Annotated in this window: 25 protein-coding genes; all 25 read left to right on the top strand. The window is 42.9% G+C overall.

The window, feature by feature from the left end; translation table 11 throughout:
* Position 1: 1 nt before the first annotated feature.
* Positions 2 to 724, top strand: a complete 723-nt coding sequence (locus tag NST08_RS27115; RefSeq protein WP_251535763.1) for a response regulator — start codon at positions 2 to 4, stop codon at positions 722 to 724.
* Positions 725 to 913: 189 nt separating this feature from the next.
* Positions 914 to 1,336: a hypothetical protein gene (locus NST08_RS27110; protein WP_144877987.1), complete on the top strand. Its 423-nt coding sequence runs from the start codon at positions 914 to 916 to the stop codon at positions 1,334 to 1,336.
* A gap of 129 nt (positions 1,337 to 1,465) precedes the next feature.
* Positions 1,466 to 1,591: a hypothetical protein gene (locus NST08_RS27105; protein ID WP_260985763.1), complete on the top strand. Its 126-nt coding sequence runs from the start codon at positions 1,466 to 1,468 to the stop codon at positions 1,589 to 1,591.
* A gap of 125 nt (positions 1,592 to 1,716) precedes the next feature.
* Complete coding sequence (locus tag NST08_RS27100; protein WP_341342501.1) at positions 1,717 to 3,603, top strand: DEAD/DEAH box helicase; 1,887 nt, start codon at positions 1,717 to 1,719, stop codon at positions 3,601 to 3,603.
* A gap of 242 nt (positions 3,604 to 3,845) precedes the next feature.
* The gene (locus NST08_RS27095) at positions 3,846 to 4,706 is read left to right on the top strand and encodes a ComF family protein (RefSeq protein ID WP_251535761.1); all 861 of its coding nucleotides are present in this window, start codon (positions 3,846 to 3,848) and stop codon (positions 4,704 to 4,706) included.
* Between the two features lie 123 nt (positions 4,707 to 4,829).
* Positions 4,830 to 5,240 carry a TIGR03826 family flagellar region protein gene (locus NST08_RS27090; protein WP_144877991.1) on the top strand — a complete coding sequence of 137 codons (411 nt, stop codon included), beginning with the start codon at positions 4,830 to 4,832 and terminating at the stop codon, positions 5,238 to 5,240.
* 86 nt (positions 5,241 to 5,326) lie between these two features.
* Positions 5,327 to 5,623, top strand: coding sequence for a flagellar biosynthesis anti-sigma factor FlgM (flgM, locus tag NST08_RS27085; protein ID WP_251535760.1), 297 nt, complete (start codon positions 5,327 to 5,329; stop codon positions 5,621 to 5,623).
* Positions 5,620 to 6,120: a flagellar protein FlgN gene (locus NST08_RS27080; RefSeq protein WP_251535759.1), complete on the top strand. Its 501-nt coding sequence runs from the start codon at positions 5,620 to 5,622 to the stop codon at positions 6,118 to 6,120. Before flgM ends, NST08_RS27080 begins: the two co-directional genes overlap by 4 nt.
* Before the next feature lie 19 nt (positions 6,121 to 6,139).
* Complete coding sequence (flgK, locus tag NST08_RS27075; protein ID WP_251535758.1) at positions 6,140 to 7,711, top strand: flagellar hook-associated protein FlgK; 1,572 nt, start codon at positions 6,140 to 6,142, stop codon at positions 7,709 to 7,711.
* Between the two features lie 12 nt (positions 7,712 to 7,723).
* On the top strand, positions 7,724 to 8,617 hold the full coding sequence (gene flgL, locus NST08_RS27070; protein ID WP_251535757.1) for a flagellar hook-associated protein FlgL: 894 nt from the start codon (positions 7,724 to 7,726) through the stop codon (positions 8,615 to 8,617).
* 12 nt (positions 8,618 to 8,629) lie between these two features.
* Positions 8,630 to 9,205, top strand: a complete 576-nt coding sequence (locus NST08_RS27065) for a DUF6470 family protein (protein WP_251535756.1) — start codon at positions 8,630 to 8,632, stop codon at positions 9,203 to 9,205.
* A 73-nt stretch (positions 9,206 to 9,278) separates the two neighbouring features.
* Positions 9,279 to 9,743: a flagellar assembly protein FliW gene (fliW, locus tag NST08_RS27060; RefSeq protein ID WP_251535755.1), complete on the top strand. Its 465-nt coding sequence runs from the start codon at positions 9,279 to 9,281 to the stop codon at positions 9,741 to 9,743.
* Entirely contained in the window at positions 9,721 to 9,957 is a 237-nt protein-coding gene (gene csrA / locus NST08_RS27055) for a carbon storage regulator CsrA (protein ID WP_251535754.1), read from the top strand. Before fliW ends, csrA begins: the two co-directional genes overlap by 23 nt.
* Before the next feature lie 167 nt (positions 9,958 to 10,124).
* Entirely contained in the window at positions 10,125 to 10,952 is an 828-nt protein-coding gene (locus tag NST08_RS27050) for a flagellin N-terminal helical domain-containing protein (RefSeq protein WP_251535753.1), read from the top strand.
* An 81-nt stretch (positions 10,953 to 11,033) separates the two neighbouring features.
* Positions 11,034 to 11,378, top strand: coding sequence for a flagellar protein FlaG (locus NST08_RS27045; RefSeq protein ID WP_251535752.1), 345 nt, complete (start codon positions 11,034 to 11,036; stop codon positions 11,376 to 11,378).
* Between the two features lie 19 nt (positions 11,379 to 11,397).
* Entirely contained in the window at positions 11,398 to 12,897 is a 1,500-nt protein-coding gene (gene fliD, locus NST08_RS27040) for a flagellar filament capping protein FliD (RefSeq protein WP_251535751.1), read from the top strand.
* Positions 12,898 to 12,934: 37 nt separating this feature from the next.
* A complete protein-coding gene (gene fliS / locus NST08_RS27035; protein ID WP_251535750.1) occupies positions 12,935 to 13,321 on the top strand; it encodes a flagellar export chaperone FliS in 387 nt (128 codons plus the stop codon).
* A complete protein-coding gene (locus NST08_RS27030) occupies positions 13,318 to 13,629 on the top strand; it encodes a hypothetical protein (protein ID WP_251535749.1) in 312 nt (103 codons plus the stop codon). The genes fliS and NST08_RS27030 overlap by 4 nt, the downstream gene beginning before the upstream one ends.
* Before the next feature lie 16 nt (positions 13,630 to 13,645).
* Complete coding sequence (locus NST08_RS27025; RefSeq protein ID WP_251535748.1) at positions 13,646 to 16,825, top strand: IPT/TIG domain-containing protein; 3,180 nt, start codon at positions 13,646 to 13,648, stop codon at positions 16,823 to 16,825.
* Positions 16,826 to 16,880: 55 nt separating this feature from the next.
* A complete protein-coding gene (locus tag NST08_RS27020; protein ID WP_251535747.1) occupies positions 16,881 to 17,936 on the top strand; it encodes a tetratricopeptide repeat-containing glycosyltransferase family 2 protein in 1,056 nt (351 codons plus the stop codon).
* A gap of 28 nt (positions 17,937 to 17,964) precedes the next feature.
* Complete coding sequence (locus NST08_RS27015; RefSeq protein ID WP_341342500.1) at positions 17,965 to 19,848, top strand: glycosyltransferase; 1,884 nt, start codon at positions 17,965 to 17,967, stop codon at positions 19,846 to 19,848.
* A gap of 12 nt (positions 19,849 to 19,860) precedes the next feature.
* Entirely contained in the window at positions 19,861 to 21,642 is a 1,782-nt protein-coding gene (locus NST08_RS27010; RefSeq protein ID WP_341342499.1) for a glycosyltransferase family 4 protein, read from the top strand.
* The gene (locus NST08_RS27005) at positions 21,620 to 23,488 is read left to right on the top strand and encodes a CDP-glycerol glycerophosphotransferase family protein (RefSeq protein WP_341342498.1); all 1,869 of its coding nucleotides are present in this window, start codon (positions 21,620 to 21,622) and stop codon (positions 23,486 to 23,488) included. Before NST08_RS27010 ends, NST08_RS27005 begins: the two co-directional genes overlap by 23 nt.
* A gap of 27 nt (positions 23,489 to 23,515) precedes the next feature.
* Complete coding sequence (locus tag NST08_RS27000) at positions 23,516 to 25,024, top strand: HAD-IIA family hydrolase (RefSeq protein WP_251535743.1); 1,509 nt, start codon at positions 23,516 to 23,518, stop codon at positions 25,022 to 25,024.
* A 295-nt stretch (positions 25,025 to 25,319) separates the two neighbouring features.
* Positions 25,320 to 25,517 (top strand): cold-shock protein, encoded by a 198-nt coding sequence (locus NST08_RS26995; protein WP_007132290.1) that lies wholly within the window; start codon positions 25,320 to 25,322, stop codon positions 25,515 to 25,517.
* Positions 25,518 to 25,525: the final 8 nt, after the last annotated feature.

The following is a 25,525-nucleotide window of genomic DNA, read 5'->3' as shown; positions in this document are numbered from 1 at the left end:
GATGGAACACTTAGAAAACGAAAATACACTGATTAAAGTATTATTAGCGGATGACCACCAGTTATTTAGGGAGGGTCTCAAGCGCATTTTAAATATGGAGGATGACATCGACGTCATCGGCGAATGCGGAGACGGCATCCAGGTGCTGGAGTTCTGCAACGAAGTGAAACCCGATATCGTATTGATGGACATCAATATGCCGACCGAGAACGGGGTTCAAGCAACCGAGAAGCTGCGTGAAATGTTCCCGGAGATCAAGGTCATCATTCTTTCCATTCATGACGACGAGAGCTACGTGTTCGAGACGCTTCGCAAAGGAGCTAATGGGTATCTCTTGAAGGATATGGAGGCGGAATCGCTGATCAACGCCATTCGTTCCGTGCATGAAGGGTATGCGTTTATCCATCCGAAGGTGACAGGCAAACTGATTCACCAGCTCCGCCGCATGACCTACGTGAACGAGGCAGGCGCCATGGCTGAGGGCGGTGCGCGCGAGGCCGGCGTTAAGTTTGTGGCAGGGGAGAACAACCCGCTGACACGCCGCGAAGCCGAAGTGCTGAGACTGATGGCCGAGGGCAAGAGCAACAAGATGATTGGTGAATATCTGTTCATTAGCGAAAAAACGGTTAAAAACCACGTCAGCAGCATTTTGCAGAAGATGGAGGTTGACGACCGTACGCAAGCGGTTATCAACTCCATTAAATACGGCTGGGTAACGCTGTAATTTTTCGCTCATTTGGAGCGCATGGACGAGTATAACTTAGGAGGGCTGCCTGGGCGGATTCCTTTCTTATGGAAAGCGAACGCCTTTTGAGTCGCCACGGCAGGTTTCGGTGTGGGCTGTTCGTTACATAACTGTCACCGTCCCTTCCATATCGGCATATAGTGTGGATATGAGAAGGAGGTGAGCCTCATGGTTGCCCATTTGCTGTGGATCCTTGCGGTGTACGGCATCGCTGCCCTTCTGGTTCATGTTATTCACGCTCGCCATCTACGCAGAAACGGAAAAGTCACCAAGCGGCGCATGCATTACGTGCTGATCACGTCCAACCATGAGCGGCAGGTGGAATGGTACTTGAGAGCCCTTTCATTATATGCTCTGATGAGCGGGACGCGGATTCGCGTCACCGTCCTAGATGACCAGTCGCATGACGATACGTTGCGGATTGTGGAACGGTTAACGCCTTTGTCCGGCATTGAGCTGGTGTACGGAACTTGGCGCTCCGGCAATTCGTCCTTACATGACACCAATGGGGAGGCGGAGGACCCCCCGATCATGACGATCGATCTGCGCAACCCGCTCGAGGCGATCCGGATTCCTTATGTCCAAGGATGAACGATGAAGATGCCGACTCGTCCCAAGATGCTTTGGAATAGAATAGGAACAAAAGAGGCGTGAAGCACACTCCGATTCCAGATGGGAAGGAGGGTGCTTTTTTGCGTTGGGGAGAAAATCAGGATGCTGATGCTCTATCCACGCGCCTGCGAACGTGTATCCAATCCACCGGGCGGCAAAGCCAAGCATCATGCACTGCGTGCCTCGCTCGGTACAGCGAAGAACGTGAGAGGCAATTTCCATCCGGTGGAGTAGGCGTGGAATGAAATTGATGACCTCTCATATTGAATCGGTTTTTTTGTTTGCATGGATGATTCCTCGTTGTGGTTTGGATGTATCAGATTCCAACTTTAACCGTGGTAAATGGAGGGTTTGTGGATATGCAGATGATCGTATATGCTGTCCGGACATCGGATGCATGGCGATGCTATCTCTCACTGGATATGCAGGTGGATTTGCATTGGTGGTATGGAGACGGCGAGGGGCAGAAAGGGATCAGCGGCCGTTCGCCTCGCATGGTTATCCTTGCTTCTTCGATCCCGCTGGGGTGGGCAGCCTCAATCCGGGATACGTTCAGACTGCTTCAAGAAATGGATCAGTGGGGTGTCGAGGAGTGGCAGGGCTATGTGGATAAGCAGATCGGAAGCTTTATCAGTGAGGAGCCCGAGCGGAGTCAAGCGAGATGGAGGAACGTCACGCAGGATGTCCGCATGCTCGACGAGCGTGCGGTGCTGTCCGGCTGGACGCCAAGCGGCAGCAAGGAATGGACGGTGCTGATGAGGCAGGCTGAGCAGCTCATCAGCGCCATCGAGGGCCGAGCCTTGCTCGCCGGCGAGGTCGAGGCTCTTCTTGCGGAAGCCGCCGGGGGCACCGGCGGCTGGCGCTCCGCGGCCCAGCTCGGCGTCCTGCTGGGCCGCCTGCGCATGGAAGCGGGGCTGGCGCAGCCCGCCCCGCGGGTGCCGCCCGGCCGGCTGCGCCGCGGCCGGGCCATGGCCCCCGCTGCCGGCGATGCGGCAGCGAGGCCCGAAGCCGCACGGCATGCGCCGCGTGCGGCTCGGCGGCTTGCGCCTATTGCGAGGCCTGCCTCGCGATGGGGCGCAGCCGCGCTTGCACCCTGCTGCTGCATGGCGCAGCAGGGCCGGCCGTGCGGGGCACGGCCGGGGGCCCCCACCGCGGCCCTGGGCCGGTGGGGGCTGAGCGCAGCGCAGAGCGCCGCCGCCGGCGCTGCGCTGCGGTTCTTGGCGGAGCCGCCCGCAGGGGGCTCCGCGGGGCCCGCCCGGTTTCTCATCTGGGCGGTCACCGGAGCCGGAAAGACCGAGATGATCTTTCCGCTCCTACAAGCCGTATTGGACGCGGGTGGCCGCGTCCTGGTGGCGGCCCCTAGACGTGATGTCGTGCTCGAGCTGGCCCCGCGGTTGTCCAAGGCTTTTCCGGACGAGCAGGTCATTACGCTGTATGGCGGCAGCCCCGAGCGATGGAAACGGGGAAGCATCACTCTGGCTACAACGCATCAGCTGTTACGGTTTCGGGAGGCGTTCGATCTCGTGGTTATTGATGAGATCGATGCCTTTCCCTACCATAACGATCCGATGCTGGCTTATGCAGCCCGCAATGCTTGCAAGAAAGAGGGCAAATACATTTACTTGTCGGCGACTCCTCCTGCTCCTCTCCAACGGGAGGCTGCCAGGGGACGATTGCCCCATGCCAAGGTTCCGGCCCGTTTCCACGGACACCCGCTGCCGGTTCCTCGCAAGCTGAAGATCTTTCCGGTGCACCGCTGTTTGCAGCAGCGCCGGCTGCCGGTCCCCTTGGTGCGGAGCTTGAGAGCTTCGTTGTCGCGCGGGGCTCAGGTGTTCCTGTTCGTCTCCCGGATCCGCCATATTGCCCCCTTCCTTGAGCTGCTGCAGCAATCGATGCCGGATATGCCGATGGAAGGAACGTCTTCCGTCGATCCCGCACGTGCGGACAAGGTCATGGCTTTTCGCAACCGGGAGATTCGGCTGCTAGTCACGACGACGATTCTCGAGCGGGGCGTAACGGTACCGAAGAGCGACGTCTATATCATGGATGCGAACAGCGATCTGTTTGACGAGGCCGCGCTCATCCAAATGGCAGGACGGGCAGGGCGATCGAAGGATGATCCGGCAGGGCGGGTGGTTTTCGCGGCACCGCAATGGACCCGGAGCCAGAGCCTGGCCGTACGTCAGATTAAGCAGATGAACCGGATTGCGGGCAAGGGGGGCTACCTGCGGATAGAGCATACATAGGGATTTACAGGGGAGCATTGGTATTTATGTGACGCTTTTGAGTTTTGATTCCATTAATGCCTATAGTTTATGAGATTACCGAAGTAAGACGTGAACGATGTACGAAACAGAGACTTTACAGCGGAAAGCCTTGATAGAACGAAACCATCACGTGCCATCACGTGCAGTCAAGTCTGCGACAAAGATGAAGCGATGAACGAATGCATGGAGTCTTGATTTTATACGGAAGGAGGCCGTTCTTTATGGTTACGCATTACTTGAAACAGATGCTGGACAAGGCCCACAGCTTATTAGGAGCAGCCAGGGAGAACTGTTTTGCCTGCGGGAAAAGCGCTCCATTAAACCGGGAGTTCGCTGGCATATGTGATGCTTGTGCAAGAGTGATTCCATGGATCGTACACCCTCGCTGCCTGGCCTGCGGGAGGGCGATCGGGTGTCCGGATTGCAGCCGCACAGGGCTGAACGAACGGGCTTTTGTCATGAATCGGAGCGCGGTTATGTATAACGGGCTGATGCGCGAATGGCTGGCCCAATACAAATATCGGGGAAATGAACGGTATGCCGGTTTGTTGGCGGGGATGCTGGCTAGGGCTTACGCGCTGATGGAGCGGGAGCTTAGCCCTGAGGGGCGTGCTCGTCATCTACGGGGCGGGCAGGTGAGCGGCTGGCTGTTCCATGCCGTAACTTCGGTTCCGGTTAGTGAAGTCCGGCTTCAGGAACGGGGATTTAATCAGGCAGAGGCAATGGCAACGGGACTCGCCCGGAAGATAAAGGTACCGTATCTTCGCCTGCTTCAGCGGAAAAGGCATACCGATAAACAGAGCTTTAAAACCCGAATGGACCGAATGAGGGATATGCAGGACGCATTCGTTTCGGGCCCGCACGCAATCGAGCTGATGTTCCGGATTTCCGCGGCAGCGGAGAAGCGGATGAACATGGTCCTGGACAGGAGCAATGCGCTGCTTCCGCTTCGCCTTTTATTAATCGATGATATTTATACTACCGGGAGCACGGTCCACGCCTGCGCGGAGGCGCTGCGAAAACATGAAAAAGCCCTAGGTCAACCGATAGAAGTTTATTGCTTAACTTGGGCCCGATCTTAAGAGAATAAGATCAAGCGCCTGGGGAAATCTCGCGATTTCTATATGCGGAAGATAGACGTAAGGCCTGATATCATGTAATCTAGGGGTATTAAAGGTTCTAGATAAGCATGGAGGTCGTTTAGCATGAATCTGGGGAATTGCCCTCGGTGCGGCAGATTGTATGCATTGAATTTTCGGGATATGTGTTCGGAATGCTTGAAAGAGATTGAGAAGGAATATGAGAAATGCGCTACTTACTTGCGGGAGCAGAAAGGCGCGACGATCCATGAAGTATCGGAAGCGACAGAGGTTTCGATCCGCCAGATTACCCGGTTTATCAGGGAAGGCCGGATATCGATTGCCAATGCGCCCAACATGGCTTATCCGTGCGAGGTATGCGGCACGCTGATCCGTGAGAGCAATATGTGCGAGTCTTGTAGGACAAGACTTACACGGGAGCTTCGGCAAGCGGCTGCGGCCGACCAGGAACATCAGCATGGGTCCGGTAAAGAAAAAGAGACTTATCGCGCAGTCGATAAACTGCGTAAATACTAACTTTTGAACTATTAACTATGCTCCATTTCGGACCGATAAACTTAGTAAAGCTTATCGGTTTTTTATTTTAAGTGAGGTGATTGAACGTGAAGATTAACGAATCAGGACGCGTGAACGGCGTCAATTCGTATCAACGGAATATAGAATCTCGGGAGTTGCAGCATATCGATAAGAACAAACGTAAGAAGGATGAAGTATCGATTTCACCGGAGGCGATGGAACTGAGCGCACAAAGCAAGGTACAGGATCCGGAGCGCGCAGAGAAAATCCAGCGCTTGAAGGAAGCCGTCTCTAACGGCACCTATGAAGTGCCGGCAGACCGTCTTGTAGATAAATTGCTCCCATATTTTCAAACCTACAATAAATCGGGTGAATCCAAGTGAGTGCAAGATCGATTATCGATTATATGAAGCGTCAGGACGAGCTGCACCGGCAGCTGATCGAGGCGGGGAATGATAAGAAGCAAGCCATTATAGCGAACGATGTGGAACGCCTGGCAGCAGTCATGAACAGGGAGAACCGCCTGCTGAAGCAGGTGGCGGAAACGGAAGCGCTGCGACAAGGCGCAGCAGAGGATTTTTTGCGCGAGAAGGGCATCCGCTCCCAGCTTCAGCTGACGGTTACTGAAATGACTCGTCTTGTATTTAACCCGGATGAGAAGACGGAGCTGCTGGATGTACAGCGTCAATTAATGGACAGGCTGACGGAGCTTAAGGAATTGAATCAGATCAACCGGGAACTGATTGAACAGTCCCTTGCATTTATAGATTACAGCCTGAATCTGCTGGTCAGCCGTCCGGAAGATGACATGCTGTATCAGAATCCGAACCAGCCAAGTCCGGCAGGTAAAGGCCGAAGCATGTTTGATACCAGGGCATAAGAAGAAAGGAATAGGTACGATGAGATCTACATTTCATTTGCTCGAAATCGGAAAACGGGGCTTGATTGCCCAGCAGGCTGCAATTAACACGGCCGGCCATAACGTAACGAATGCGAATACCCCTGGTTATTCCCGGCAGACTACACGTCTGGTTGCATCTAACCCGATTGCCTTTCCGGGAATGCAGCGCTCGCAGGCAGCCGGCCAGCTCGGCATGGGCGTGGAAGCTGAGAGTATCCGGCGGGTACGCGATTATCTACTGGATATTGAATATCGGAATCAGAACACAAATTTGTCAACATGGAACGTCCAGCAGGAGACGCTTTCGAATATCGAGGGGATTTTCAACGAACCGTCTGAGAGCAGTTTAAGCGCAAGTGTTGCGGAGTTCTGGACAGCATGGCAGACGCTGAGCAAAAATCCGAGCGATACGGATTTATCGGCCCGCATGGCCGTTCAGCAGAAAGCGATCGCGCTGACGGAGACGTTTAACCACATTTACTCCCAGCTGGATACGCTTCGCAACAATTTGACGTCCCGGATCGATACCAAGGTGGAGGAAGCCAACAACTACATCGATCAGATTGCAGAGCTGACGCGAAGCATTAAGCGGATCGAGGGGCTTGGCGACAACGCGAACGATCTAAGGGATAAGCGGGATCTGCTTGTCGACCAGCTCTCCGTCCTCGGTAATGTCAACGTGACCGAAACAGGCGATGTGTATCAGGTGACGTTCGGAAACCAAGTCGTCGTTGATGATATGGCGTCTACCCCGGTTACCGCAGCCATTGCTACTGCGTTAACGGGCGGTGAGATTGCCGGTTACGTGACGTCCCGCGACGTTCATGTGGAATCGTATATCAACCAGCTTAACATTATGGCAAATACGCTCGCGACCGGAAAAGTGGAAGTAACGCTTCCGGCAGGCACGATTCTGCCTCAAGGTGTCTCGATCCCGAATGCGGTGATGGATCCAACCAATCCGCGCAAGCTGGCCCAAGACACGAAGCATACGGTGGATGGCCTCAACGGACTGCATAAGCTGGGTTATACATTGAATGAACCGGCAACCGCCGGGACGGATTTCTTCGTGTCGGCAGACGGCGGACCGATTACAGCGGGGAACATGAGATTAAGCGCCACCATTCAGGCGGATTTGAAGAACATCGCAGCGTCCCTTCGGACCGAGATGAAAACGAACCCGGACGGCAGTACGGCTGAAGTCGTTCTAAAAGGGAATGGCGGCATGGCCTTATTGATTGCCGGGTTGTCGGAACGTACATTCAGCTTTAACCCGAACAACAGTAACGGCGGCGTAACGGATGTTACAAGTTTTGAAGGGTATTTGCAGTCGGTCATTTCCAAATTAGGCACGGACAGCAGTAACGCCAAGAAAATGGTGGAGAACGGGGCGTTGCTGGTGGAGCACGCCGACACGCTCCGCATGTCGATCAGCAGCGTCTCGCTTGATGAAGAAATGTCCGATCTTATTCGCTTCCAGCATGCTTATAGCGCGTCCGCGCGCGTTGTTACGACAATCGACGAGATGCTGGATAAATTAATCAACAGCACCGGCATCGTCGGCAGATAGGAGGAATGAACGATGCGGATAACGCAATCCATGATGACTAGCACCATGATGAGCGGCCTGCAAGGTAACTACAAACGCCTGGATAAATACCAGGAGCAGATGATGACCCAGCGCCGGATCAATCGTCCTTCCGACGATCCGGTCGGCGTTGCCAGCGCTCTGCAATACCGCAGCCAAATTACGGCGACGACGCAGTTTGAGCAAAACGCGGAGGATGCGGACTCGTGGCTGAAATACGGGGACACGGTCATGACCGAGGTTACGCAAATCATTCAGCGTTTATCGGAGTTGGCCGTTCAAGGTGGGACGGACACGGTTCCAAAGGATGCTCGTTTGAATATTGCGGCTGAGGTTGATCAGTTATTTGAACAACTCGTTTCTCTTGGGAACTCTCAGTTTAAAGGGAAATATATCTTTAATGGCGAGAGAACGGATGAGCGGCCGTTTCCTGATAATCCCGTTTTGACGCAGTACAAGCTTGATGATGGGGAAGTAAGGTATCAGGTGGGTGCGGGAATTACCGTTGCTGTTAACACGCTTGGAGAGAAGGTTTTTGGATCTTTCGGGGATGCTTCTAGTATCTTTGCTGTTGTTGATAATTTAAGGCAAGCTTTGCTTACGGATAATACTGTAGGTATACAAAATGCCGTGCCAGCTCTCCAGAAAAATCTAGAAACAACCATTACCGCTCAAGCTGAAATGGGGGGCAAACAGAACCGTTTGGAATTCACGCTCAGCCGGCTTGGCGACTTGAACATTAACTATATGGACCTTCAATCTAAGGTCGAGGACGCTGATATCTCAAAGGTCATTATCGACCTAAAAACGTCGGAGAGCATTTATCAAGCTTCGTTGGATACAATGGCCCGAATTATTCGTCCGAGCTTGATGGACTTTCTAAGATAAGGGGGTGTATGAATGAATATCCCCCGTATTCAGATTCAACAAGGATATTCACAAATTGGGATTGAAACAGTGAGGGCTCAACAAAGCATAGAACAACCCAGACCCTCAATAAATATGGATAAACAGTACGGTTTGCTCGAGATGGAACAGACGATAGCTGGTCTTGAAATTGATTCTAGAAAAGCATGGTCAGCACTTGGTAAAGCACGATTCGAGGAGATTACAGACCGTATCGCGCAGTCTTCTCTTCAGATCTCCATGCATAATATCGCAGAAATTGCCCGTAATGGAGATCGCATGATGGCTGTTCAAGAAGGTGGAAACGTATTTGCGGAAGTTGCGCGGGACAATATATTTAATGACCGACCAAGAGTAGAGTTAGCCGGAGAACCGGGTTACGATAATGTCGACATTATCTTTATTCCGGGGCAAGTGCATACGAATTACAAGCCGGGAGGCGTCACGTTTAACCCGGAAACCTTTAACCCGGTTATAGATTACTATCCAGGCAAGATCAATCCGTATCTGGTTCATCAAAATTTTATATTTATGTCTGCGACGGGCAAACAGCTGGATGCAGTTGTCTGACGACAGGTATACAATAGCTATAATGGACAGATGTCATTATAGCTATTGTTGTTAGAATGGGAGGTTATTAAAAATGATCATTAATACTAAGAGATTCGGACCTATTGAATTCGACGAAAAACAAGTGATTACGTTTGTAGGCCCAATATTAGGGTTCAAAGATTTAGAGAAGTATACATTGATCCAATCTGAGGGAAATCGACATCCTTTTGAATTTTTGCAGTCAGTTGAGGATGAGGATTTAACGTTTATCGTAACAAGTCCATTCGTTTTTTTCAAAGATTATGAGTTTCAATTGGATTCTTATTGGATAGATGCTTTAGAGGTTCAGAGTGATAGGGATCTGACTGTGATGGTGATCGTTACAGTTCGCTCTAAAGAAGAAATAAGCTGCAATTTGAAAGCTCCGATTGTAATGAATCAAACCAAGAATATTGCAGCTCAAATTGTCCTAGAGCAAAGGCGCTATACAACGAAACATCCGCTACTTGGAGGGGTGAAAGGAGAGGGTTCCGATGTTAATCCTGTCTCGAAATAAAGGGCAAAAAATCATGATCAATGATAATATCGTCCTCTCCATTATTGAGATCAATGGTGATCAAGTTCGGATAGGTATCGAAGCGCCTTCGAATGTCGCGATTTATAGAGAAGAAATCTATGAGGCAATTAAACAACAGAATCAATATGCAGTTAAGTTCAATGAAGATGTTCAAGAGATTCTTTATCAGGTTGCGGCTCAGAAAGAGAAATAAAATGTATAAAAAAATTTTCAGACAGCTATAAACAATATGGTTAAAACGCCGATATATATTATAGTCATCGAAAATCATAGCAGTGACGGCCGGATGCTATGTGTTCGATTACAAATGGGTGAAGCATGGATGCGAATCACCAACACATTCCAAGGAGGAATTTTATCATGCGTATTAACCACAATATCAGTTCTTACAACACACAACGTCAATTGTCTATCAATAATGGCGCTCAAAACAAATCTCTGGAGAAGCTTTCCTCCGGATACCGCATTAACAGAGCGGCTGACGATGCAGCTGGCCTTGCGATTTCCGAGAAAATGCGCAACCAAATCCGCGGTTTGGAACAGGCCTCCAAGAATGCCCTTGATGGTATTTCCCTGATTCAAACAGCTGAAGGTGCTTTGAATGAAACTCATGCAATGCTCCAGCGTATGGCTGAGTTGTATACTCAGGCTGCGAACGAAGTGTTGACTACTACTGACACCGCGAAAATCGATTCTGAAATTTCTCAATTGAAGTCTCAAATTAACGATATCGCTAGCCAAACTAAATTTAACACTAAAGATTTGATTAGCAGTAGTGTGAATGGCAATGCACTCGTATTCCAAGTGGGTGCTAACCAAGGTGATACGATTACGTTGACTTTGGCAGCTGCTGACTCTACTTCTTTGGGAATTCAAACTTTGTCATCTCTGACAGATGCGAAAAACACAACTGCCGCCTCTAACCTTAAGGCTGTACAAGCTGCGATCGACTCTGTTTCTGAAATTCGCTCCGATTTGGGTGCTGTTCAGAACCGTCTCGAACATACTATTAACAACTTGGGCACTACTTCGGAAAATCTTCAAGCAGCTGAATCTCGCATCCGTGATGTAGATATGGCTAAAGAAATGAGCGAATTTACGAAGAACAATATTCTGCAGCAGGCTGCAACAGCAATGCTAGCACAAGCGAATCAGCAGCCACAAGGTGTGCTTCAACTCCTTCGTTAATTTTCATGACATGATCAGACGGAGGCCGGCCGGATTATCCGGCCGGCCTTTTTATAAATAATAGGTTTGGGGTGCAGGTGGATGCGAATTGAAACTCATTCACAAAAGTTTTCACCATCCCATGACATAAATTTGTTGACCGAGGGCCCTGAAGCAATCGAACAACATGAGAATTTAATATCCGAAAATGTGCCTTCAATAGGTGAAAAATACTTCACTGAACTAATTGAACGGACAAATAAGTCTTTAAGTAATGCAGACACACATTTGAAACTGTCTGTTCATGGTGAGAGTCGACAAATTATCGTCAAGGTGATCAATACGGAAACGGACGAGATCATTAGGGAAATTCCGCCAGAGAAGTTTATCGACCTGGTATATAATTTATGTAAACAAGTTGGTTTGATCGTTGATGAACGAAGATAAGGAAATGGAGGTGGAATAAATGACAACACCAATTCGATTTGGAGGCATTGCTTCTGGTTTGGACACGGACGCAATTATTAGCAAACTAATGCAAGTTGAGCGCGCTCCTGTTAATAAATTGAGTCAACAGAAACAATTGTTAATGTGGAAGCGTGATGCCTACAGAGAAGTGAATACAATGTTGACATCGTTTAGAATCGTTACTGATAAGCTCAGGTTCAGTGCAGCTTATAGTAAGCAATTGGCATCCAGCAGCAATACTAGTGTTGTGAATACAACCGCTACATCCTCGGCAACTTCGGGGAGTTATACTGTAAGGGTAGAATCATTGGCAACCACTGCTCTTGTGGTTGGAGAAAAAAAAGATGTTAACACTGCCGTTGACAAAATTTCTATAGCCGCAGATGTTAATATTTCGATTAATGGTACCCCTCTTACTATCTCCGCAGGATCAACTTACGATACAGTCATGAAGCAAATCAATTCGTCTGGTGCTGGCGTCAATATTAGCTATGATAGTATTAATAAAAGGTTTATGTTGAGTTCTAAAGCTACCGGATCGGGAGCATCTATCAGCATAAATGACTCAAGTGTCAGCGCAATGACAGAAATATTTAATATTAAGCCTAATAATGCGAATGAAATTACTGATAGCGGCAGTAAGGCAATCGTAACAGTCAATGGGACACAGTTGGAAATGGACAACAACTCTTTTGAGTTTAACGGAGTGAAGTTTGAGTTAAAAGGGGTGTCTACTTCGGATGTATCGGTAACTGTTTCCCGCGATACACAAAATATTGCTTCACAAATTAAAGAGTTTGTAAATCAATATAATAATTTGGTGGACAAAATTAATGCATCCACAACAGCCAAACCTGAGAGATCATATTTACCTCTTACAGATGAGGAAAAGAAAGAAATGACCGAGAAGCAAATTGAGTTATGGGAAGGCAAGGCAAAGACAGGGCTTCTTTATAGAGATACAATTCTTAAAGATGTGCTTTTTACTACTCATAATTCACTCATTGGAAAGGTTAAAGGTCTTCCCGATGAATTAAACACTTTATCTGATATTGGCTTGAACTTTAAGAAGTACTCTAATGGGAATCTATCAGATTTAGGGAAGATTGAAATAGACGAGCAAAAGCTGTTGGATGCCATTAATAATAATCCAGATGGAGTAATGAATCTGTTCACAAAGACTAGTCAACTTGATCCTCAAGCTAAGGGTTACAAAGAAGAAATTGGATTTGCAGAGCGTTTGTATAACGATTTAGATACCCAAATCAAAAAGATTATTAAAAAAATTGGATCCGGTATGATATCGGATGTGATGGATAATAGTCAATTTGGCGAACAGTTAAGAATAATGAATGACAAGATGGATACGTATGAGAGACGAATGCTATTGGTGGAAAATCGTTATTATAAACAATTTAGTGCTATGGAGAAAGCAATTCAGAAGTTAAACAGCCAAGGATCATGGTTGTCTCAACAGTTGGGGACAGGTTCATACTAAGCAACAAATAGAACTTTCGAAATAAGGAGATGTGTTTATGGTTGGATCAAATTATCATCAATACTATCAAAAAACGAAAGTAGGGACAGCTAGCCCAGGTGATCTAACACTCCTATTGTACGAAGAGTTCTGCAAAAAATTAAATATGGCGAGAGTCTGTTTTTTGAAACAAGAAACTGATCAAATGCTCGAAAGAATTCATGGAGCCCGTGCAATTATTTATGAATTTATTGCTACTTTGAATTTCAAGTATGATTTAGCAAATCAATTAAATCAACTGTATCAGTATTATTTAAGCAGGTTAAATGATTTTATTTTGTACAAGCAAATTGAAATTTTGGATGAAGTTATCGAATTTGGGAAGGGATTCACAGAAACTTGGAGGCAAGCTTTGTTAATTGTAAAAAAGGATGCCACCGTATGAGTCGACTTGAAATAATAGGCGAATTGATTTGTCTTTACGAAGAGTGCATTCATTCCAAAATCCCAGATTTGTTTTTTAGCAAGGAAACAGAAATTGACGAACTGTATAACCAGTTGCAAATGCTAGAGGACCAAATTTATTCAGACCAAGAAAGAATACTACTAGGTAGAGCTCTCGAGCTTAATAAAATTTTAACTGACGCCATAAGCAATAAAATGCAAATTATGCAACAGGCCCAACAATTGACCCAAAAGTTTTCGGAGCCTATTCCTTATAATGAATCTTATTTTATTGATAAGAAATTTTAAATGGAGGCGGTAATTAATGAAAAGGTTTAATCCTTTTCTGTTGGTTATATCAATAATTGTTTCCAGCTTCGGATTATCATTTTGTACAACATCTGCAGCCAGTCCAGATTATGTGACCGCTAATAAATCTGTTTCCCCTAGTAGTATTCTCACGGGTGAAGAAGTTGAAGTCACAATAAATATTCAAGGTACTCCCCCGGTGAGTGTAGTTAAGCCTAATGATGTAATTCTAGTAATTGATAAGTCGGGAAGTATGGGCATCGAAAAAATGGAAAATGCTAAGGATGCCGCAAAAGGATTTATAGATCTGATGGATTTTACAAAACATCGAGTAGGAATCGTTGATTACAGCACAACTACTAGTACTTTTGATCTGACGACTGATAAGGCCCAGGCCAAGGACTATATCGGCAGACTTAAAGCTAATGGAAATACAGCAACGGGCGATGCTATCGATAAAGCGAGGGAATTATTGGCCTCTAGTAGATTGGATGCACAGCCTGTCATTGTATTATTGACTGATGGAGAGGCGACAGTAGGCGGTCAAATAGACGGTGTGAATTATAACGCGTATGATTATGCTCTTAAAAAAGCTGAAGAGGCGAAAAATCAAGGGATTGTATTCTATACAATTGCCCTTTTAAATGCAAATGATGATCCAAACCAAAGTGCACCGAACGTATTGTTGAAGAATATGGCTACTACAGCCCACCACCACCATTTCGTGTTAGGATCTCATGGATTGGCCGAAATTTACGCCCGAATTGTTCAGGAAATTGGTCTGGCTAGTGCATACGATATAACGATAACGGATGTAATTAGCAAAGAGTTTGAGATTGTCCCGGGGTCTTATGAACAAAATATCCCGAAACCTGTTGTAAATGGTAACACCCTTGTTTGGAATTTTCTAGAGTTGAAAAACGACACATTAACCTTTAAGTATAAAATCAAACATAAAACGGATGGTAAAGTTGGGAAGCTTCCTGCTTCCACAAATTCTATCATCGATTATAAGGATTATAGCGGGGCGTTGAAATCGTATGTAATTCCAGCTCCGAATATATCAGTTAGTTACCCTGCTCCACTAATTACTTCTCTATCTCCAGAGAAAGGATTGGTTAGTGGGAAAGAGGAGGTAACTATCCTTGGAGAAAATTTTAGAGAAAATGCATTGGTTTCCTTTGGTAATAAATATGCTACTAATGTAACCTTTGTAAGTCCAAATGAACTTAAAGTTATGAATCCTTCAGGTACACAAGGATCTGCATCGGTCAAAGTCGTGAATGATGATGGTCAATATGCAACTGCATCCTTCCAATATTATGCGGACCCAAGTATTACTAGCATAGAGCCCGTGAAAGGCCCATTATCAGGCGGAACCACTGTGTTAATGTATGGGGAATATTTTATGAAAGGCGCAAAAGTGAAATTTGGGGATATTGAGGCGCCAGTAACAACGGTTAATAATAGCGGATATATATTTACCGAAACTCCAGCCGGAATTAATCCTGGACCAGTAGACGTGACTATTGAGAACCCTGATGGTACATCAGCTATTCTGTCTAATGGTTTTACATACAATGAACCTCCTAAAATGGAACTGCTGTCTCTGTCTCCAAACAGTGGGAAAACAACTGGCGGTGAAAATGTCACATTGACTGGCAATTTATTTTCCAAAGGTGCAACCGTATATTTTGGCGATGTTCAAGTTAGTGATATGACTTATGTATCAGGTACAACATTGATAGTTAAATCTCCTGCTTGGGCAAGTGAGGATATAGTTGATGTAAAAGTAGTTAATCCTGATGGTTCTGAGTCAGTACTTGATCAGGCCTATTCGTACATCTTACCTCCACCGCCTCCTGCACCGAAAATTGATCTGATCTCACCAAATAGTGGTCCACAAAAAGGAGGGACCCTTGTTTATATTGATGGAGCTAATTTTGTTCAAGGAGTCAAGGTCATTTTGGGCGAATCTCAAGAAGTTAATGCGGAATTTTTAAGCTCTAAACGACTGAGATTTGTAACACCATCATGGTCTGATCCAACCTTTGTTAAAATTACTGTAATCAATCCGGATAATCAAATGGCGGAAGTAGATCAAGCATTCACGTATCTTGCTCCACCGCCAAAACCTGACCCAAAAGTGAAATCTGTTACGCCTGGGAACGGACCTCTTAAAGGTGGTACATTAATTTACATTGATGGGACTGGATTTGAAAGTGGTGCAAAAGTTTATTTTGTGGCTAATGGAACCGAAACAGAGATTAGCCCTGTGGAGTTTATTAATTCAACTAGACTTAGACTTCTCACGCCTAGGTGGGATCAAGCAGGGCCTGTCGATGTTAAAGTAGTCAATAGTGATAGTAAATCAAGCACTTTGGATGGTGGATTTAGTTATGACGCACCGCCGGTCTATCCGGAACCCATCATAACATCGGTAGCCCCTAATACGGGAAATAAAAGAGGTGGCAACACGGTAGAAATCATCGGACAGAACTTTAGGAAAGGCGCAACAGTTACTTTCGGATCTATAGATACAGCAGCCACCTTTATTGATTCCACCAGGTTGTCAGTCATCGCTCCTGCCTCGGACTCGGCTGTGAGTGTTAATGTGACAGTTACAAATACTGATTCCAAATTCGACACATTATTTAATGCGTATAGTTATGTTGAGGCTAAACCTGAAATTTCTTCTGTCTCTCCTGGTAATGGGCCATTAAGTGGAGGAACGTTAGTATATGTAGATGGGAAGTATTTCGAAAGGGATTTGGTATTTACTTTTAATGGACAGCCATTGAATTATGAGTTTGTAAGTAGTACTCGATTAAGGTTCATTACACCAATGGGGCAAACGGCGGGAGTTGTAACCTTGACTATTACAAATCCTAGCGGTAATAGTGCCACGGGGACGTTCACTTATGACGCACCGCCTGTAGCTCAGCCTCCGGTTATAACTACAATCACGCCAGGAAGCGGACCTATAAAGGGTGGAACACTTATTTATATTGATGGGAATAATTTTAGAAAGAATCCAAAGGTTTTATTTAATGGAGTCTTATATGACGTAGAGTATATTAACTCAAAACGACTTAGAATGATAACTCCTAAAGTCAGTGCTACAGGGCAGGTAGAGGTAAAGGTTATAAATAGTGATAATATGGAGAGTAACGTAATGACTTTTGAGTACAAATAAGTAGTTGAGGTGCCTATATTATTAGGCACCTCTATTACTTGGAAAGAGGAGAGAAATGAAATTCCCCATTTCAGTATGCTTTCTCGTCAAGAATGAGGAAAATTTTATTGTTGAGGCCATACAATCAGTAAGTAATATGGTGGAAGAGATAGTATTAATGGATACAGGCTCAACTGATTCGACAATAAGGTTGGCGCTACAACATAATGCGAAGGTGTTTCACTTCGAGTGGATGGACGACTTTGCAGCAGCTCGGAACGAACTAATTAAATGTGCAACTATGCCATATGTCCTTATGATGGATGCTGATGAAAGATTAAATTCTTCTGAAAAAGATATTGAATCTTATATAATACAGAATGCCGGCTCGGCAGGAAGAGTGAGTTTGGTAAATATAATTAATGAAAATGAGAATGGAATTTCAAGTATAGCAAGGATATTCCCAAATAACGGTAGCTATAAATACAAGGGTAAAATTCATGAGCAATTAACGAATATGAATAGTCCCATGAAAGTAATCGATACTCAAATAATTATTAAACACCTTGGATATCAATCTACAGTTATTAAACAAAGAAATAAAGTAGACAGAAATATCCGATTGCTTAAAAGTCAACTTTTTGAGTCTGGGAATGATCCCTACGTATTATTTCAATTAGGCAGAACTTATCTTCTGGCCGATGACTATAGAAATTCTGAGAAGTATTTGTTGAAGGCGAAGGAATATTGCAATTCTGTCAAAAAGCCTGCTTATTATTCGTCGATAATCTACTATACAGCATTAATGTATTTGAAAAATCGGAATTGGAAAAGTTGTTTAGAAAATTTAGTCGAAGGTATTGGATTATACCCCGATTTTACCGATTTATATTTTATGTATGGTTCGCTATTAATTGAGTCTAGAGACGTTAGTAATTTTGCATTAATTCCGGAGGTTTTCAATACTTGTATTGAATTAGGTGAAGCAGACAGTACAAAGTATGAGACAGTGAGAGGGGTTGGAAGTTTTAAGGCATACAAAAATTTAGGACTTTTCTATGAAATAGTGGGTGATCAAGTTAAATCTAGTACTTATTATCAGAAAAGTGCTGAATGTTTGGAAACAGAGTAGTGAGAATTAGGCAGAGGGAGACTGTGACATGAAGAAACAAACTATTTCACTTTGTATGATTGTGAAAAATGAAGAACGCTGCATTGAAAGGTGTCTAACCAGCGTGAAAGATATCGTGGATGAGATCATAATTGTTGATACAGGATCAAATGATAATACCATTGAAATTGCTAAAAAATTCACAGATCAAATATTTAGTATAGAATGGAACGGTGACTTTGCTGAAGCAAGAAACCATGCTTTAAAATACGCAACGGGGGACTATATATTGTCACTTGATGCAGATGAATGGTTGGATCAAGACTCCCAAACAAAGGCAAGGAATATACAACTAAATGAGGATTATTATTACGTTCGAATTCGAAATATAATTCGGCGGGGAGTTCAAGAGAGTCATTCGTACATTCGATTATTTAGGAATATTGGGTTGGAGTATACAGGTAAAATCCACGAACAAATAGAGTACTGGAATTTTCCTGAATTAAAATCAGGAGAAGCCGACTTTTATATTAATCACGATGGATATAAGGAGGAGGTTGTTGCTTCACAGAATAAGAGTCAAAGAAATCTAGCAATTATACTGAAAGAAATTGAGGAGAAACCGAGTGCGTTCGGATATTTCAATTTAGGAACTCAATATAAATTAATGGGTGAATTAGAGAAGGCTATTGAGGCATACAAGAAATCCTTCTCTATGGGAAGTGACTACGTATTCACACATAAGTTGATTATTTATTTGGTCCAGTGCTTACTTGAACAAAAGAGGTATGTAGAGTCACTGGACATACTAAATGATGTTATTTTAATGTACCCGTTATATACAGATTATCATTTCTATCGTGGTTTGACTTATATGCAGCTAAATTATTATAAGGATGCAGAGAAATCGTTCCTTAAATGTATTAGCTTAGGGGAAGTCACACATTTCGAATGGACTTCCATGCATGGTGTAGGGTCTTTTATTTCGTATACTTCTCTCGCAGAGCTTCAATTTTGTATGGGGAATTTCAACTCGGCGCTTCAATATATTGATAAAGCTATTGCATTGAATCATGTGTATGAGCCAGCAATTAAGATCTTCTTAGATATAATATCTTTGGAATCTGTAGAGCAACAGTTTGAATTAGTAAGACAAAGATGGGATTTCAAAAATTCGGAGGAAGTAAAAGTTCTCCTTGCCGTAATCTATAAAGTTAGAAGTCCATTGATAAAATTATTTTTCAGAACTTTTGATATTAAAGTTACTGATGAGGAAGTTGAGGTGTACCTATTACTTATTGGAGAGGAGTATGAAAAAGCAAAATTAAAAATTAAATCCTTTAAAACGAATCAATGGAGGGATATTGTATATCTTTCCTTTATAACTTCAGATGAACACTTTATAAGTAAACTTGAATTAAATTTTGATAAAACGGATTACAGTCTATTCAGAAAATTGATTGTAAAAGAACAAATATCCGAGGATAGTGAAGTAGGTCAATTCCCTCTTTGGCTAAAGGCATTAACAGAGGATTTGATCATTAATAGACAATTTAATCAATTGGAACTACTTACTAAGTTATGTACAACATCTCTTGGTCGTCTTCAGATTGCAGAAGCCTTGCTTAAATACGGTTACTATGAAGTGGCTTTAGAAATTCTTATAGAACCAACACAAAAAGACATAGTTGCTAGGGATATTTATATGGTAGCAGGGCAAGCATTGTCTCGTTTGGGAAATCATGTTGACAGCCTATTCTATTACTCATTAGCCGATGAGATCATGTCGGATTATAAGTCATTATTTAACTGCTACAGTGAGGCAGTTCAGGTGCGTGATCATGTAGCTACAAAATCAGCTGTACAGAAACTCTTGAAATTAGTGCCACTCTCTAATTGGGCTCTCGAAGAGAGTAGAAAAATCCTGAATTAGGCGTGATGCGAAATGATTGATAACATACGGGATAAACATATTCAAAAAAGATTGCAAAGATTACCTTTCGCGTATGGGCAGATACTACAAGAACGTAAGACTTTAAGAAATTCCAAAAGCCATATTGTATATGTGTTAAACCATGTTGGGGTTTGTGGGGGAGTAAAGATTATATTGGAACAAGCTAATAGACTAGTGGAAAAAGGGTGGCATGTAACTTTGGTCTCCCATGCTGCTCCTCCTACGTGGTTTAAATCATTAGCCGATTATATAAGAGTGCCGTTGACAATTGATCTCGATTCATGCATCCCTACATGTGATGTTATTATTGCAACAGCATGGGATCACATTCAGATTTGTATCGATACAGGGATAGCGCCGGTTATTTACTTTGAACAGGGGGACAAGCATTTATTCGAGCCACAAACTCTTTCTTCGGAGCTATATGAGACTATAAAGAGACAAATCAGTTTACCGGCTAAAATAATGACTGTTTCTATGAACGCTAAAAAGGCATTGGCTGAAAACTATAACAGGCTAGATGCAGAAATTATAAATAATGCAATAGATAATGAATTGTTTAATAACCTAACTAATCAGCGGCAAATCTCAGAAGATAGATATATTCTTATGATGGGTAGCGATCAAATCGCATTTAAAGATATAGATACAATCTTCACTGCCTATAAAATAATCAGAGATAAATATAAGGACATATATTTGTATTGGATTACTCCAATACAGCCCAAAGAAGAAAATATTCATAAGGCAGATCGGATATTTATTAATCCTACCCAATCTGAGATTGCTCACTTATTTAAAGGTGCATTAATGTTTATCTCTGCTTCCAGGTATGAGTCATTCTCTTTACCTGTCTTAGAGGCGATGAGTACGGGGTGCCCTGTGATTTCTACACCTAATGCAGGCGTTCTGGAATATTCTATTGATAATGTAAATATTATTCACACCCCTTTCGGAGACGGTGAAAAAATGGCATATCATATCGAGCGTCTGCTAAATGATCCAGTTCTGAGAGAAAACATTCGGTCAAATGCAGAAGTAACCTCGAAAAGGTATCATTGGAAAGATGTAATGACTAGATTAATAGATGTAATATCCGCTGTTTCCAAACATGAACCTTGTCACAATATTAGCCTAGATGATTGGGAAATATTCATCCATGAACGTTGTTTTCTTTCTTCTGAAGATTATGGGAAATTTATCAAATGTATATGTAGTACTTCTGCAAATGAAATCTATGTACCCGTAAAACGAATATTAATTGATGAACATAAGAGTTGTTTATGGATCTTGGCAGCTAAAAGAAAAGACGGAGTAAAAACATATTCGCAATCTATACTGACTTATGTTAACAATAACGATGGGATCCATCTTGGGCTGGAACTTGTTCGTATTGGGGAATATCAGAAGGCTTATGATGGATTTAAATCAGAATATCTAAGTTCAGAACTTTTGGATAAATCCTTGCATATCAAATGGATGATTATCTGTTTGATTGAGCTTAATCGGGATCAGGAAGCATTGGAGCTTATTCATCTTGGTATTCGACAGTATCCAGATTACACCGATTTATACTACTTATATGTTTTATTTCTTAGTTTGTCAGGGTATTCAAAGTCGGTAGACGATATACTTCCGATTATACAAATATTAGGAGATGCTTGTGGATACCCTGAGTTTTTTACGAATATCTGTACCCTAACATCGGAAAGAATAGGGTCGCTTACAAAAGTCAACGAGGGAGATTATCATGGAAACCACAATGAAGTTTAGAGAACTTAGGGAGCGGATTGATCAATTAATTGAGGAGTATCGATTAGAAGAAGCTCAAAAATATATAGAGAAGTGTAAGATCCTTTTTCCTAACGAAGCACAACTTTACATGCTTGAATCCAAAGTATTGATCTATAAAAAGGAAACCATCAAAGCATTAGATTTGTTATTAGAAGCGGTAGAATCCCACCCTACCAGTTTTCCTATTCTGTTTAATATTGCCCAGCTCTATGACAACTTAAAATTACAAACAAAGGCATTAAGATACTATAAACTCTCCAGGAAATACTGCGTTGATCAAACTTTACTAAAAGATTTAAATCATAAAATAATACAAATTGAGTCAAATGTAGACAAACCTATTATCGAGATTATCACAAGGGGCTACTCAGGTGATAATGCACGTGCTCTCTATAATGCTGTGCCTGAATTTGCAAAAAGAAAATACGACATTCGATTAACAGAAGAAATGCAATTTGATGAATATGAAAACATTTACGAGACGGATGTCGTGATTTGTACTCATACAAACTATCCATTCAATCGATATCAATTTACAGTAGAACTATGGCATGGGTTTCCCTTAAAGGGGATATTCCTTATGACCAACAGTTACACTAGATACATGGAAGAAAAACAAAATATATGGAACAGAGTTAGTATTGTGACTTCATACTCACCAATGTTTAATACAGTTTTTAATGCATGCAGGGGACTGTCAATAAGGAAATATAGAATTACTGGTGCACCTAGGAACGATCTGTTGTTTTTAGATGGTGCAAGAGAAAAATTGCAAAGTGTTCTAAATGTAAACTTACTAAATAAAAAGGTAGTTATTTACATGCCGACATTTAGAAAAGTTTACTATAGTAGCGAATATTCAGATGGTACAAAAAGCTGGGCCAATTTATTTGGGTTTGAGCGTTTCAATGAAGAATCATTTAATCAATTTCTTCATGATGAGAACATAATATTAATTCTTAAGCTGCACCCTTACGAAGAAGAAGTGATCATGCCATCTATCAGTAATTTACCGGATGAAAGGATTCATATATTAAGTAGTCAATTACTTGAAGAGAACAACTGCGATCTATATGAACTCCTTGGTGCGAGTGACATTTTGATGACAGACTATTCTTCCGTATATTTCGATTATCTATTGTTAGATAAACCATTGATTTTTATAAATACTGATCATAAAGAATACGAGGATGCAAGAGGTTTTCTGCTAACACCATATGATGATTGGACACCAGGTCCAAAGGTTACTAGTCAAGGCCAATTGGAGGTAGCACTAAAGGAAGCGATAATGAATCCAGGATTATACAAAAGCGAAAGAGATAAAATAAAAAGAATGGCGCATACTTATACGGATCCTGGCTCTTCATTACGAGTATGGGAACTGATTGATAATGAGATGGGAGGGACAGATGAAATTAGGGCATTATTCAACGAAATTGAAAATGCTGCAAATAAAAACACCTATGTTCCTGATCATATATATAAGTCGTTCAGTACATTATTAGAGGGCGGCTATGTTGAGGAAGTCAAACTAGCAGTAAATTATTTAGAGGAGGTCAAAGGAAGAAATTCCCGGACTGCATCGATAACCGGTATCATCCACTTTATGTTAAATGAACTGCAGGATGCAGAAAAATCTTTGGCAGAAGCCATGAAGCTAGACCCGCAAAATGCCGATATAATTTATAACCTTTCATGTGTTTATAGAAAGATGAACAACCTAGATAAATGTGAGCAGTACTTAAAGTTGGCGAAACAAGTAACATCGGATATCGAGTTGTCCAGTATGATTGATCAAGAATTGATCGCGCTTCAAATGAATTAAAGAGTATAGTGAAAAGTAGGGGGAAAAATGATCGCTGTTATATTAGCTGCCGGGGTTGGTTCAAGATTGCAACCAATTACTTATGATAAACCTAAATGTCTCACAAAAATTGGTGGAATATCTTTATTGGAAAGACAACTTAAGGCTTTTGAGAATAATGGATTTTCAGAAGTTTTCATAGTTATGGGATACCGAAATGATCAAATCAATAGGCATTATTTAAGGAACAAATATAAATATATTAAATTGAATTTTGTGGAAAATCATGATTTTGAGATAACTAACAATATGTATTCTCTATACATATTAAAGGAATTCATCAAAGGGAAATCTTTTATACTTTGTAATGGAGATATTATCTTTGAAGAGCAAATCTTAACTCAAATGATCAATTCTAAAATATCGGATTTGATCGCAGTAGATGAAGGGACTTATAGTCAAGAATCTATGAAAGTTGAGGTTAAAGATACTGTTGTTGATATTTCAAAAGAACTGGAGCGTGATAAAACATATGGTTGTTCTATAGATATTTACAAAATATCTGTAGAGGGTTCATATAAACTGTTTGACGAAATTGAACAAATCATTGAAAAAGAGAAAAGCGTAAAGGAATGGACGGAAGTTGCTCTTCAAAGGCTAATTAAGAAGAACTTGCTCCCAGTTTATCCTCTTAACATCCATGGATTAAAGTGGATGGAGATTGACAACCTTGAAGACTTACAGTTGGCTGATTTAAAGTTCAGTGATTTAACAATCAATTTGGAGGAACTCGTTTTATTTATCGACATTGATGGAACCCTCTTTACTGGAAATGAGCCAATAGAAGGCACAAAAGAGTTTATCACATTTCTTGAAACAAGCGATATACCGTACTATTTATTGACAAACAACTCTTCGTATTCAAAGAGATCACTTAGTGAGAAGTTTGAAGGAATGGGGATTCACATTTCTGATAGCCACATTATTCAATCAACCGACGGGTTATTAGCTCATTTGAAGAAAAATGATATAGTAAATACGTTTGTGTTAGGCACAGAGGCTATGAAATCCGTGTTTGAAGAATCCAGCATCAATCCAAACTCTGAAATCCCTCAGTGTGTTGTTTTGGGGTATGACACAGAGATTACCTACAATGAGATCGTGAAGGCAAGTAAGTATTTGAACCAAGGATTGCCTTTTTATGCAACGCATTGCGATACTAGTTGTCCAACTCCAGAGGGACCTGTCCCAGACATTGGTTCATTTATCAAAATGTTTGAGGTTTCTTTGAACAGATCACCTGATCAGATATTCGGGAAGCCAAATAAAGATATGATAGACTACAAAATTATTGAACATATTAGTGAAGGTAAAAAACAAGTCGTTGTTATTGGTGATAGACTGTACACTGATATGAAAATGGCCAGAAATGTAAATGGACATTTTGTTTGCGTATTGAGCGGAGAAACAGATAGAAAGTCAATTGAAGAGGCAGATGATTTTCCTGACCTGATTATCCACCGCGCATCTGATCTTTTAGGTTACTGGGCCAAATAGCACGAGTAATCTATACTACTGGAGCATTTCGGCTAAATTCAGGGACTTATGTTTCATATTAAATAATTTAGGTTAGATACCTGTTTCACCCCTCTCCCTGCTGGGTAATTATCGATAAAGCATTTTTCCGCAGTACCCACCAGCTCAGTGTTTAAGCCATGTCGACAAGATTAGACGTTTTCTTCAGCAGAAAACCGTCTCCAGGGCGATTGACACTAGTAAGGCCGGGTGCTATAGTCGGAAATGTGGACAATTAGTGTCACACTTTATTTGACAATGAAGGGAATGTTAGGGCATGCAAGGTAAAGTTAAATGGTTCAACGCAGAGAAAGGTTATGGCTTCATTGAGACTGAAGAAGGCGGCGACGTTTTCGTACACTTCTCCGCGATTCAATCCGAAGGCTTTAAGACGCTGGAAGAAGGACAATCCGTTGAATTCGAAATCGTTGAAGGTGCACGTGGCCCGCAAGCAGCTAACGTAATCAAATTATAATCATCCCG

Source organism: Paenibacillus sp. FSL K6-1566 (assembly GCF_038050475.1).
GTDB lineage: Bacteria > Bacillota > Bacilli > Paenibacillales > Paenibacillaceae > Paenibacillus_AQ > Paenibacillus_AQ lactis.
This window is presented reverse-complemented; position numbering and strand designations above follow the sequence as displayed.

Bases quoted from the DNA above. Each gene is read 5' to 3' on its own strand.
- NST08_RS27115 (WP_251535763.1), top strand. From the start codon at position 2: ATGGAACACTTAGAAAACGAAAATACACTGATTAAAGTATTATTAGCG.
- NST08_RS27110 (WP_144877987.1), top strand. From the start codon at position 914: ATGGTTGCCCATTTGCTGTGGATCCTTGCGGTGTACGGCATCGCTGCC.
- NST08_RS27105 (WP_260985763.1), top strand. From the start codon at position 1,466: ATGCTCTATCCACGCGCCTGCGAACGTGTATCCAATCCACCGGGCGGC.
- NST08_RS27100 (WP_341342501.1), top strand. From the start codon at position 1,717: ATGCAGATGATCGTATATGCTGTCCGGACATCGGATGCATGGCGATGC.
- NST08_RS27095 (WP_251535761.1), top strand. From the start codon at position 3,846: ATGGTTACGCATTACTTGAAACAGATGCTGGACAAGGCCCACAGCTTA.
- NST08_RS27090 (WP_144877991.1), top strand. From the start codon at position 4,830: ATGAATCTGGGGAATTGCCCTCGGTGCGGCAGATTGTATGCATTGAAT.
- flgK (WP_251535758.1), top strand. From the start codon at position 6,140: ATGAGATCTACATTTCATTTGCTCGAAATCGGAAAACGGGGCTTGATT.
- flgL (WP_251535757.1), top strand. From the start codon at position 7,724: ATGCGGATAACGCAATCCATGATGACTAGCACCATGATGAGCGGCCTG.
- NST08_RS27065 (WP_251535756.1), top strand. From the start codon at position 8,630: ATGAATATCCCCCGTATTCAGATTCAACAAGGATATTCACAAATTGGG.
- fliW (WP_251535755.1), top strand. From the start codon at position 9,279: ATGATCATTAATACTAAGAGATTCGGACCTATTGAATTCGACGAAAAA.
- csrA (WP_251535754.1), top strand. From the start codon at position 9,721: ATGTTAATCCTGTCTCGAAATAAAGGGCAAAAAATCATGATCAATGAT.
- NST08_RS27050 (WP_251535753.1), top strand. From the start codon at position 10,125: ATGCGTATTAACCACAATATCAGTTCTTACAACACACAACGTCAATTG.
- NST08_RS27045 (WP_251535752.1), top strand. From the start codon at position 11,034: ATGCGAATTGAAACTCATTCACAAAAGTTTTCACCATCCCATGACATA.
- fliD (WP_251535751.1), top strand. From the start codon at position 11,398: ATGACAACACCAATTCGATTTGGAGGCATTGCTTCTGGTTTGGACACG.
- fliS (WP_251535750.1), top strand. From the start codon at position 12,935: ATGGTTGGATCAAATTATCATCAATACTATCAAAAAACGAAAGTAGGG.
- NST08_RS27030 (WP_251535749.1), top strand. From the start codon at position 13,318: ATGAGTCGACTTGAAATAATAGGCGAATTGATTTGTCTTTACGAAGAG.
- NST08_RS27025 (WP_251535748.1), top strand. From the start codon at position 13,646: ATGAAAAGGTTTAATCCTTTTCTGTTGGTTATATCAATAATTGTTTCC.
- NST08_RS27020 (WP_251535747.1), top strand. From the start codon at position 16,881: ATGAAATTCCCCATTTCAGTATGCTTTCTCGTCAAGAATGAGGAAAAT.
- NST08_RS27015 (WP_341342500.1), top strand. From the start codon at position 17,965: ATGAAGAAACAAACTATTTCACTTTGTATGATTGTGAAAAATGAAGAA.
- NST08_RS27010 (WP_341342499.1), top strand. From the start codon at position 19,861: ATGATTGATAACATACGGGATAAACATATTCAAAAAAGATTGCAAAGA.
- NST08_RS27005 (WP_341342498.1), top strand. From the start codon at position 21,620: ATGGAAACCACAATGAAGTTTAGAGAACTTAGGGAGCGGATTGATCAA.
- NST08_RS27000 (WP_251535743.1), top strand. From the start codon at position 23,516: ATGATCGCTGTTATATTAGCTGCCGGGGTTGGTTCAAGATTGCAACCA.
- NST08_RS26995 (WP_007132290.1), top strand. From the start codon at position 25,320: ATGCAAGGTAAAGTTAAATGGTTCAACGCAGAGAAAGGTTATGGCTTC.